Raw genomic sequence first — 10,466 nt, 5'->3', positions numbered from 1 at the left:
GGCCTCGTTGATCGGTGATTTGGACATTGCGACTCCCTCCTGCGATTGTCCGTACTCAGCTGTCGGTCGGTGGTGTTGTGCCGTTGAAGGCCTGGATTTCCAGGTCGATCAGGCGACGCGCGAGGCGGACGATGCGAAAGAGCTTCACCAGTGCGACGTCGCTCAGTCGACCGGAGTCGTCAGGGTTCTGGTCCTTGGCAAGGGGCTGGCCCAGCAGGATCTGACCGAGGCCTGCTGCGAATTCGAACTCGCCTAGCGCGTCCTTCTGTTCGGGGTGCTCCTCGAGCATCTTCAGGGCGATGCTCATCGAGCCACTGAGGGACTGAAGCAGCGTCAGGGTGTGTTGGGCTGTAGCAGTGACTTCGACATCTTCCGCCGGATGGCGATAGCGGAAGCCGATCCCACCCGCTACGTCGACGAACTCGCCCGGGGCGTCCACCGAACTGGCGATCTCACGGGCCAGTTCGGCAATGTGCTGACGCAGGACGTCTGGCGTGTCGATGTCGCGCTCGATGTACCAGAGGTCTGAAATGGGGTGCAGACCTCCGGCCTGCACTGGGATGGCCACCAGGGCGTTCGCATTGAAGTCGGGCAGAACCTCGCCATCCAAGGCGGCCAGCTTTTGCTTCATCTGCTGGACGCGAGGCGAGGTCGTAACCGGGCTGGCCACATGACCGTCGACCCGTGCTTGACGCTCATCCTGGGTCATCTGTTCTACAGGTGGCGGCGCAACTTTCCGCTGTTGGCGAGCAGGGGCCTCGTTGGTCGGCGGAGGTGTAGCGCTCCCATCCTGGCTGTGGGTGCCGGGTAACTCGGGCTCCAGGCCATTGCCTTGGGCGTTCTGCGGCAGCTCTGTTGTGCTCGGCGCCGGTGGCGCGAGCGGTTGCTGGATATCTGCTTCCGGCTGTGGGGAAGGGGGTAGCGTCTGAGGCAGACTCACCACCGGGGTAGAGCGTCGAAGCTGATCCTGGTTCTGGGTAATATCCAGGAGAATGGCCTCATAGCCCATGCCCAGCGGTGTCTTCAGCTGGGCGATCAGCTCGTCCTGGAAACGCTGGGACAGGAATTCCTCGGCGTCACCCTCGAACTGGGCCAGGACATCCTGGAACAGCATCTCGAACTCGATGCTTTCATCTTTGTTGTGGCGCTCCCAGCACTGCAGTGCGGTCTTGCGTAGCGATAGCAGCTTCTCGATCTGGGGTTTTCCAAGTCCGGAGTAAAGGACCCCAGGGATAGCGGGAAGCAAGTGCCGGATGGTGTCCTGCATCTTGCTAATGTGGGGTTGGGAGACCGGATAGCCATCAGCGCTTAGCCGGCGGGCTAATTCACTTTGGGAAATGGGTTTGCCTACCTCTTCCTCATAGAGGGCTTTAGCTTTGTCGATCCCAACAGCCCGCTCGATGAACATGAGCTGGCCCTGCAGATCGTTTTCCGCCAGGTGACCGGTCAGTGCGATGATTTCGCCGCGGGCCTGATCCCAGGGGCGGAACAGGCAGTTGAAGCGGAAGTACTTCTCGTCGCCGGTCTCGCGGTAGAGCTCATTAAGGATGGCCAGTCGCGTGTTGCCACCGTTGCGAATGCGGTACTTATCTTCCCCGGGGCGCCGGGTGACTGGGGGCGAGGCGTCCAGCCCGCGTTGCCGGATCGACTCCTTGATTTCCGCATACTTCGGATTGCGGGTGGTCCTGGGGTTCGAGTCGTAGGGAAGGATATCGTCCAGGGTCAGCACCATCGGGGTGTCGGCGATCGGATCGCTGAAACGCTGGGCTGCGGGAGACAGCGGCTGAAAGCCGGGCTGCAGAAGTTTGTCCTTCAGGGAGGCTACGGTGGGCTTTGTCATGTTCTGGACTCCAGAGCTTCAGCAGTTGTTGCCTTCGAGCCGGACAGCAGCCTGTCGATGATCTGGTGCGCGCGCTCCAGCTCGACCTCGAGCTCGGTAGCCCGCTCGAGGCGATGAACGATCTCGGCGTTCATCGAACGTGAGTTGACGCGGGCTTTGATGGCTATCCGGTCGCGCATGCCGGCAGGCAAGCGGACGACGAACTTCTCTTCTTCTTTGCGTTGCGGCTTGTTGGCCATGGCAATCTCCAAATTCGGTCGGTTTCGATTCAGCGGCGCTTCAGTTGGACGCGAAGTTGGGTCGGTACTCATTCCGTCCGCTCCTTGTCCTCCAGGCCGTTGCCGACCTGGATGGCGATGATCTCGGGTTCATGGCCAGGGAACTTCGTGCTCAAGTCCGTCAGGAACTCGCGGGTTGCCTCGCGGGGGCCAGGAATGCGGAACACTACGGTGCAGTGCTGCACCTCTGACTGGGCGTCGAGGTAGGGCAGAACAGACACCTTCAAGGCGCGATCCAGCAGGTGACGTGGCACCCAGACCGACCAGAAGTAACTCGACAGGAGAGCACCAGGGCAAAGCAGATTGACCGACACCGTTCCGCTGGTGGTTGGAGACAGCTCGACGTAGCCGAGCTCCTGCAGTTCGGTCAGGTCGGCTTGCATGCTCGCCGGCACTACGGTGCTGTCGTCACGGGCCAGCCGGCTGATCACCTGCGCGATTGCATCGAGCTCGAAGGCATTCACGCCGACGCGGTGGGCATGGGCAACCGCCGAAGCGTCGAAAGGGACGCTGGCTGGGATTGACGGGAAGTGGGCTGCGCTACTGTGCACGATCGACCTCCTGCAGCTGCTCGAGGTCGTAGCTACCGCAAATCGGGCAGACCAGCACCTCGACCTCACCTTCAGGCGTGTTCTCGGCAGGAATGCACTGGCGAACCTGATGGCGCGGATGGTGGGCATCGCAATTGCGGCAATGGTGCGTCAGCGGTGTTAGGGCGGTGGTGGTCATGCATGGACTCCTTGCCAATCGCTGTTGGCACTGAGATTCGCGAAGCGGGTCTGGTGAGGAATGAACGCGGTGCGCACCGTCCCAGTGGGGCCGTTGCGGTGCTTACCGATGATTATTTCGGCGATGCCCTTGAACTCGGTTTCTGGGTGGTAGACCTCGTCGCGGTAGACGAACATGATCACGTCAGCGTCCTGTTCGATGGCGCCGCTGTCACGGAGATCAGCGTTGATGGGGCGCTTGTTCGGGCGGCGCTCCAGATCCCGGTTCAGTTGGGAGAGCGCGACGACGGGGCAGTTCATCTCTTTGGCTAAGGCCTTCAGGGCACGCGAGATCTCGCTGATCTCGTTGGCCCGGTTCTCCTGCCCGGGGCAGCGCATCAACTGCAGGTAGTCAACCAGGATCAGAGCGGGCTTGCCGAACCGGCGCGCAGCGCGGCGAGCCTTGGCCCGTATGGCTGTTGGCGTCAGGCCGGAGGAGTCGTCGATGACTAGGCGATCGCCGTAGCCGTGCATCCGTGCGACAGCCGCAGTCAACCGCGGCCAGTCGTCATCATCCAGACGGCCTTTCAGCAGCTTGCCGAGATCGAGGTGACCCAGAATGGCCATCAAGCGGTAGATCAGCGCTTCAGCCGGCATTTCCAGGCTGTAAACCTGAACGGTTTCCTGGGGCTTGTTCTGCAGGGCTGTATCCACGAAGTTAAGGGCCAAGGACGTTTTACCCATCGACGGCCGAGCACCTAGGATGATCAGGTCGGCAGGTTGGAAGCCTGCGGTCAGCTCATCCAGGTCGCCCAGGCCGGATGGCACACCTGTCACCGTCACATTGCCGTTGAAGTGCTCATCAATCTTCTCGATGACATTCGTGATGCATTGGGTGAGGTTGATGAACTCGGAAGCGCTGCGGTCTTGGCCAAGGGCGAACAGCTTTTGCTCGACGGACTCCTGGACTTCGAACGCGTCCGCCTGCTGATCGGATGCTTCTCTGGAGCAGAGGTAGCCCAGAGACATCAAGCGACGTAGGTGCGAACGATTGCGCACGATGTTGGCGTAATGCTCGATGTTGGCCACCGAGGGGGTGTTCTTGGCCAGTTCGACGAGGTAGGGCAGGCCCCCGACCTCTGCCGGCTCAGCCAGCGCCTCGCCTAACGTGACTATGTCGAACGGGTGGCCTTTCGTCGCGAGGCCGGCAACAGCCTGGAAGATCATCTTGTGCTCGTGGCGGAAGAAGTCCTCGGCAAGCAGTTGGTCCCCTATGAGATCCCAGGTGTTGTTATCCAGCATCAGGCCGCCCAGGACACCTTGTTCAGCCTCCACCGAATGAGGAGGGGAGAGGTCGAGATGCATCATTGGCCACCTCCATAGGCCAGGGACGCTTGGCGTTCTTGTGCGACACCGCGATGCAGGTTCGCTTTTTTGCCCTGGTCCCAGCCGGCACGAAGCGATCCGCTGTCGTGACCTTTGGCCTTCAGCGGTTCGATGGTGATTTCCTTCAACTGGGGGTGATGGATCTCCAGATAGGCCTTGATCTCCTCCCGGGTCGTTTCGTCCATGCCGTCGGCGAACTGGGCAACCTTGGAGGAAATGGCCCTTAGCCAACCTTCAGCGAACAACTGGCCCCGCCGACGCTTAGTCTTCAGCTTGCAGCGCTTCTGTTGGGCAACATGATCACGGCGAGCGGCGACCAGTTGGTGGTGAAGGGTGGAGTAGGCGTAAGCCGCCAGTTCTGGGGAAATGCCCTTGCCGAGAAACTTGAACGACCAGCCCCACAGGGGGTTGAAATAGGCAAGGTGGCTGCAGTCGAAGGCGGTCGCGCAGATTGATGCCAGTGTGTGCAGCCAGTCTTGGGGGGCGCGGCGGGTGTTGGTGACCACACTCGCCTCATCGACAGCGTGAGCTGCAACCTCGATGATCTCCAGGTTGTATTGCTTCATCAGGCTGCGCGCTTGGCGGAGCGCGGTTTCCACCTCGTTGGGGGCTGCCCCCTTCGAGTTGGCCAGCGCCATGAGCTTGGCCACTTTGTTGAGGACCTTCTGCTTGTCCATTACTCGCCCTCCCGCTTTTCCAGGGAGGCGAGGGCCGCGACCCATACGCCAAGAGTTTCGGTCTCCTGCTCGAGGACACGTGTACGGATTTCCGCGATCTTTGCTTGCAGGACAGCGTGCTTGTCCTTGACGCTCATGTTGTCGATGTTATGTGCGGGGAGATCAGTAAGCTCCCTGCGGATGTCGTCCCGCAGGTAAGAGGCCTGATGCTTGAGTTCTTTCTCCAAGCCCCAGTCATTTCGGAATGGCTTGGTTTGAGGTGGGAGAGTCGCGGATTGCCGAAGCTTCTGAGAAAACTCCCAGGGGCTGTAGAAACTCTGGAAAGCCCGGGCATGGTTGAGAGTCAGGCCTAGGCGGATTACTTCGAGCATCTGCTCCGGAGTGTCGCAAGGCAGGGGAAACGATTCACTCACGAGTTGCTTCGCTTGCAACTCACGCTCTTTCAGCCTTACTGCAGCTGCTTTTTCGTCGCGAAGGCGCTTCTCCTTGGCGTGTTCCAAGTTGGCATTTACCGACTCGACCAAGCTCGCGGCATCGCGAAGCAACTGCCGCTGTTCGTGAGTCAGCAACTCGCCAATTCGTGCGATCAGGCCTTTGTTACCGGTTAGCGCCCGGACCTCCCGAACTGCTCCGGTCAGTTTCGACTGCATGCCCCGCAGTTCCTGTGCGCTGTAGAACTGACCAAGCTTGAGAATCGCCTCGGCAGTGATGCTCTTGGCTTCGGTGATGGAGGACTTCGCCATATCAGCGCCCCCCTTTAACCAGCGCGGCCATCGTCTCCTCGGTGACGGACTCAAAGCGGTCGCGCCACTCGGGGAAGACTTCGATCGCCAGCCTGCGGATGATGCTGAGCGCGGACGGAGATTGGCGGTTGGATGGCTGGCGGTATTCGAGCCGGTGCGCCGGGATTCCACGGGAGGCGGCGTTGCGGAACACAACAGCGGCAGGAATGGTGCAGTCCAGGACGCTGATCTCGAGGTTGTCCTGGAATATCTCGCGAACCGACTGGTAGATCATCTGGGCGTCGGCGGTCAGGTCCAGGCAATTGACCACGATGCGGACCGGTGGGATGTTCAAGCCCAGACGTCCATAGGCGCGTAGCCCATCCAGCATCTGCATCGTGCCGCGGCTGAATTCGCGGGCGGTGAGCATGTTCGGTTGGAGAGGGGAGATAGCCAGGTCGGAAGCTAGGACAACCATCTCCAGCATGGCCGAGCGGGCGCCTTGGGTGTCGATCAGGACCAGGTCGAAATGGTCTTCGAACGCCGGCATCAGGTTGGCCAGGCGAAGCCGGCCGTCGGGAGCTTGCAGGATAAGGTTGATCAGATGGTTGTTGATGTCGTTGGAGATCACCAGCGACAGATTCGGGATGGTGGTGCTGGAAACGATCCGGGTACAGTCCGTCACGTTGAAGGCGAGCAGGTCGTAGATTCCGCCCTGCGCTTCTTCAAGTAATGGGTAATACGAGGAAAGTGAGGGCTGGACGGGGTCCAGGTCTATCAGGAGTGTTCTTAGGCCGGCATCAGCGCAAAAAGCGCCGAGGCTGGCCGCTGTTGTGGTTTTCCCAGGGCCACCTTTGGTCGATACGATCGATGCGGTTTTCATGGTAGAGCGCCTCTAATGTGAATTCATTAGAGGCTGCAACAGCTAGCTGGCCGGGCTTCTGCGGGTTCTTAGAGACCCTTCCTAGACGCTCCCTGGCCAATTGTCTTTTAACCAATTGGTCGTAGGTTCGAATCCCACACGACCCACCATTTTCACCTGCAGTTGTTTGCAGCGTTGAATCTTAAGGTTGAGATGAGATGTTCATCGGCAACCATGAAAAAGCGCCCTCCAGGGCGTTTTTTTATGCGCGCGATTTGTCATGGGCTCCGCGACGATAGCAATTCGGCGATATGTCCGGGAACCGTAGGGCGGCCGGGGCGTCGTCCGCTCGGAGCGAAGCGACAGCCCGCCAGGATTTGTACCGCAGCGATAAACCAATGGTGCACTGCCTTCGGGTAGGGCGGCTTCGGAGCGCAGCGACAACCCGCCGGATTTGCGCCGCAGCGATAAACCAGTGGTGCACTGCCTGCGGCGAGTGACACCCTACGGATCGCGAACCATCCCAGATCGCGCGTTCGGCGACGCTCCATAGGGCGGTCCGGGCGGCGTTCCGTTCGGAGCGCAGCGACAACCCGCCAGATTCTGTGCTGCGCCGATAAACCAGTGGTGCACTGCCTGCGGCGAGTGACACCCTACGGGAGCGCAAGGGCCGGCGAATGCATCTGCCCCGGCGCCCCGCGTATCTCAGTGCAGCTTCAGGCGTGGCTCGGTGCTGCGGCCGATGCGGTCGCTGAGCATCAGCAGCATGGTGCGCAACGGGCCGTACAGCGCCATCTGGTGCATGCGGTAGAGCGAGACATAGAACACCCGCGCCAGCCAGCCTTCGAGCATCACGCTGCCGGTGAGGTTGCCCATCAGGTTGCCGATCGCCGAAAAAGTCGACAGCGAAATCAGCGAGCCGTAATCGCGGTAGCGGTATTCCGGCAGGGCCTGGCCCTGGCCGTCGACGCGCAGTTTCAGTGACTTGGCCAGCAGCGAGGCTTGCTGGTGAGCGGCCTGGGCGCGTGGCGGCACGTTACGGCCTTCGCTGTCGGGTTGCGGGCAGGCGGCGCAGTCGCCGAAGGCGAAGATATTGTCGTCGCGGGTGGTTTGCAGGGTAGGGCGCACCTGCAGCTGGTTGATCCGGTTGCTTTCCAGGCCGTCGAGGTCCTTGAGGAAACCGGGCGCGCGAATGCCCGCGGCCCAGACCTTGAGGCTGGCGGTGATGGTGTCGCCCTGAGCGGTGAGCAGGGCATCGCGGGTCACCTGGCTGACCGCCGCATTGGTCATGACCGTCACGCCGAGGCTTTCCAGGGTCTTGTGCACCGGCTTGCCGATCCGCTCCGGCAGTGCCGGCAGTACCCGTGGTCCGGCTTCGATCAGGGTGATGCGCATGTTCTTCGGGTGGATGCTGTCCAGCCCGTACGCGGCCAATTGATGTGCCGCATGGTGCAGTTCGGCGGCCAGTTCCACGCCCGTGGCGCCGGCACCGACGATGGCCACGTTGATCAGCTCGGTGGTATCGCTCTGGCTGGCGTGGGCGCGCAAATAGTGGCTGAGCAACTGGCTGTGGAAGCGCTCGGCCTGCTCGCGGGTGTCGAGAAACAGGCAGTGTTCGGCGGCGCCAAGGGTGCCGAAATCATTGGTGGTGCTGCCGACCGCGATCACCAGGCTGTCGTAGCCCAGTTGCCGCTCGGGCACCAGCACCTCGCCGTGCTCGTCGAGCGTCGCGCTGAGGGTGATGCGCCGTTCGGCCCGGTCGAGCCCGCTCATGCGTCCGAGCTGGAACTCGAAATGATTCCACTTGGCCTGGGCCACGTAGTTCAGCTCGTCTTCAGAAGAGTTCAGCGAACCGGCGGCCACCTCATGCAGCAGCGGTTTCCAGATGTGCGTCAGGTTGGCGTCGACCAGGGTGACTTTGGCTTTGCCGCGTTTACCCAGAGTTCTACCCAGGCGGGTAGCAAGCTCCAGGCCGCCGGCGCCACCGCCGACGATCAGGATTCGATGGGACATGGATCATTCTCACAAGGCTTGGAAAAAAAATCGTTGAGTCTTGCCGGGCGAGCGCGAAGCAGCTCATAGCACCAGGCGACTCAGAAGACGGCTCAGCAGGCCCATGGCGATCACCACGCCGACAATGATCAGCAGCAGGCGCCACACCTTGAAGGGTTGACGTTCGACTTGATGCTGCGGGGCACTCAGGTACTGGTCGACGCGTTTTTGATCGTCGGGACTCAGACGGCTGGACATAGGAACCTCATGGGAACAGACCGTGGGAAAGCACTGCGGTTCTCGGGCGGTCTGTGGGTGGTGGCTATTCTAGCCGCGGCGCTGACAAAGGCTCAACGCACAGGTCGTCATTCAGACGAATAATGCCGCCATGCAGTACCCGGGCGGTGATGCCGCCGTGGCCGCGTACCGCCTGGAAGGTGCCGGGACCGAGACGCTCTTCGAGTCGTGCGCAGGGCTGGCACCAGCCGGTGGTTTCCAGCACGGCCTGGCCGATGCGAAAACGCCGGCCTTTGAGGCTGAACAGGTTGATGCCACTGATGGCGATATTGCGGCGCAAATCCTGCGGCACGATCGGCTGGCTGGCGGGGCGGCCGAGCAGGGCGCCGATCACAGCCAGGTGTTCCCACTGGATCAGCGTGACCTGCCGCGCATTGCGTGGCCCGGGCCGACTGTGGTCGCCGGTCAGGCCGGCTTCGTGACGTGCTTCCACCGCATCCAGTTCGAGCATGGCGCCGCGCGAGGCGGGACGTACGCCGATCCAGCGTACCTGGCCGCGCTGCGGTACGGTGGCGAGCAGTTCTTGTAATGGGCTCATTGCACTCTCGGATGCTGGCGTCAGGTGGGTCGGATTGCAGGGCGTTGCAAGCGCTCAACTCGTCACAGGCTGATCCCGACATCGAACAGTACGCTGCGGCCGAGGTTGCTGCGCAGAAAATCTGGCGCGTCGGGATGGGCGAACAATACCCGCGCGAAGGTCGGGCCGACCAGCGACAGCGAGCGCCAGCCCTGGCGCAAGAACTCGGTGGGCGGCGGGAAGTGGCTGTTGAAGTCGGGTACCACGCGTTTCAGGCTGACGAACGCCAGCATATCCAGTTCGCCGGGGTCGAGGCCACGTTCGCTGTAGTTATGCGCTTTCTTGCGCAGGGTCGGGGCCAGACGCGCCTGCAGCTCGGCGGCGCCGATGCGCCGCGGCTTGGCTTCGCGGCGCACCAACTGGCTGAGCGAGAAGGCGCTACGCCGCCGTTCCAGCTCCACGCGCCACTCATCGTTGAGGCGCCGGCCCTCGTCCAGCACGAAAAACACCTCGAAACTGGCCTCGCGAAACAGCACGTCCGGCGGCTCCTGCTCGGCCGCGCTGAACTCCTCGAGCCGATGGCTGACGTTCAAGGCTTGCAGCAGGCGCTGGCACACCCAACGCTCACGCTCCCACTTGCGGGCATTGGAAAGGAACGCATTAGCCTGCTCAGCCTGGTGCGTGAGCAAGCGCAAATAGTCTGAGTCATCCATGCCTACAGCTTAGCCCGCAGTCGCGCAGGCTTGGTAGCCCCGGATCGTTTCGTCTGGAGCGCAGCAACGGCCCGGCTGGCGTTCCGTTCGGTCCGTAGGGCGGCTTCGGAGCGCAGCGACAACCCGCCGGATTCTGCGCCGCGCCGATAGACCCATGGTGCACTGCCTGCGGCGAGTGACACCCTACGGATTGCGGATTGTTCCAGATTTGGCGTTCCGTTCGGTCCGTAGGGCGGCCTCGGAGCGCAGCGACAGCCCGCCGGATTTTGTTCCGCGCCGATAGACCCATGGTGCACTGCCTGCGGCGAGTGACACCCTACGGATTGCGGATTGTTCCAGATCTGGCGTTCCGTTCGGTCCGTAGGGCGGCTTCGGAGCGCAGCGACAACCCGCCGGATTTTGTTCCGCGCCGATAGACCCATGGTGCACTGCCTGCGGCGAGTGACACCCTACGGATTGCGGATTGTTCCAGATC

Annotated in this window: 12 protein-coding genes; all 12 read right to left on the bottom strand. The window is 61.8% G+C overall.

What is annotated here, in order from left to right; all coding sequences use genetic code 11:
- Window positions 1-55: 55 nt before the first annotated feature.
- Window positions 56-1,840: a ParB family protein gene (locus tag ABZE94_RS16795; RefSeq protein ID WP_372876657.1), complete on the bottom strand. Its 1,785-nt coding sequence runs from the start codon at window positions 1,838-1,840 to the stop codon at window positions 56-58.
- On the bottom strand, window positions 1,837-2,151 hold the full coding sequence (locus ABZE94_RS16790; protein ID WP_372876655.1) for an Arc family DNA-binding protein: 315 nt from the start codon (window positions 2,149-2,151) through the stop codon (window positions 1,837-1,839). The genes ABZE94_RS16795 and ABZE94_RS16790 overlap by 4 nt, the downstream gene beginning before the upstream one ends.
- Window positions 2,148-2,669: a hypothetical protein gene (locus tag ABZE94_RS16785; protein WP_372876653.1), complete on the bottom strand. Its 522-nt coding sequence runs from the start codon at window positions 2,667-2,669 to the stop codon at window positions 2,148-2,150. Before ABZE94_RS16785 ends, ABZE94_RS16790 begins: the two co-directional genes overlap by 4 nt.
- Window positions 2,659-2,847 (bottom strand): hypothetical protein, encoded by a 189-nt coding sequence (locus ABZE94_RS16780; RefSeq protein ID WP_318963371.1) that lies wholly within the window; start codon window positions 2,845-2,847, stop codon window positions 2,659-2,661. The genes ABZE94_RS16785 and ABZE94_RS16780 overlap by 11 nt, the downstream gene beginning before the upstream one ends.
- A complete protein-coding gene (gene dnaB, locus ABZE94_RS16775; RefSeq protein ID WP_372876651.1) occupies window positions 2,844-4,193 on the bottom strand; it encodes a replicative DNA helicase in 1,350 nt (449 codons plus the stop codon). The genes ABZE94_RS16780 and dnaB overlap by 4 nt, the downstream gene beginning before the upstream one ends.
- Complete coding sequence (locus ABZE94_RS16770; RefSeq protein ID WP_372876649.1) at window positions 4,190-4,888, bottom strand: DUF2786 domain-containing protein; 699 nt, start codon at window positions 4,886-4,888, stop codon at window positions 4,190-4,192. Before ABZE94_RS16770 ends, dnaB begins: the two co-directional genes overlap by 4 nt.
- The gene (locus tag ABZE94_RS16765; RefSeq protein WP_372876647.1) at window positions 4,888-5,631 is read right to left on the bottom strand and encodes a hypothetical protein; all 744 of its coding nucleotides are present in this window, start codon (window positions 5,629-5,631) and stop codon (window positions 4,888-4,890) included. Before ABZE94_RS16765 ends, ABZE94_RS16770 begins: the two co-directional genes overlap by 1 nt.
- Before the next feature lies 1 nt (window position 5,632).
- Window positions 5,633-6,493, bottom strand: coding sequence for a ParA family protein (locus ABZE94_RS16760; protein ID WP_025167030.1), 861 nt, complete (start codon window positions 6,491-6,493; stop codon window positions 5,633-5,635).
- A gap of 684 nt (window positions 6,494-7,177) precedes the next feature.
- Window positions 7,178-8,485: an NAD(P)/FAD-dependent oxidoreductase gene (locus tag ABZE94_RS16755; RefSeq protein WP_372876645.1), complete on the bottom strand. Its 1,308-nt coding sequence runs from the start codon at window positions 8,483-8,485 to the stop codon at window positions 7,178-7,180.
- 63 nt (window positions 8,486-8,548) lie between these two features.
- The gene (locus tag ABZE94_RS16750; RefSeq protein ID WP_172143889.1) at window positions 8,549-8,722 is read right to left on the bottom strand and encodes a DUF3094 family protein; all 174 of its coding nucleotides are present in this window, start codon (window positions 8,720-8,722) and stop codon (window positions 8,549-8,551) included.
- A gap of 64 nt (window positions 8,723-8,786) precedes the next feature.
- Window positions 8,787-9,299: an MOSC domain-containing protein gene (locus tag ABZE94_RS16745; protein ID WP_372876643.1), complete on the bottom strand. Its 513-nt coding sequence runs from the start codon at window positions 9,297-9,299 to the stop codon at window positions 8,787-8,789.
- A gap of 62 nt (window positions 9,300-9,361) precedes the next feature.
- Window positions 9,362-9,991 (bottom strand): DUF1780 domain-containing protein, encoded by a 630-nt coding sequence (locus ABZE94_RS16740; protein WP_372876642.1) that lies wholly within the window; start codon window positions 9,989-9,991, stop codon window positions 9,362-9,364.
- Between the last annotated feature and the right edge of the window lie 475 nt (window positions 9,992-10,466).

The sequence above is a fragment of the Pseudomonas sp. genome, from assembly GCF_041601375.1.
GTDB lineage: Bacteria > Pseudomonadota > Gammaproteobacteria > Pseudomonadales > Pseudomonadaceae > Aquipseudomonas.
The sequence above is the reverse complement of the archived record's forward strand: the minus strand, read 5'-3'. Positions and strand labels throughout refer to the sequence as shown.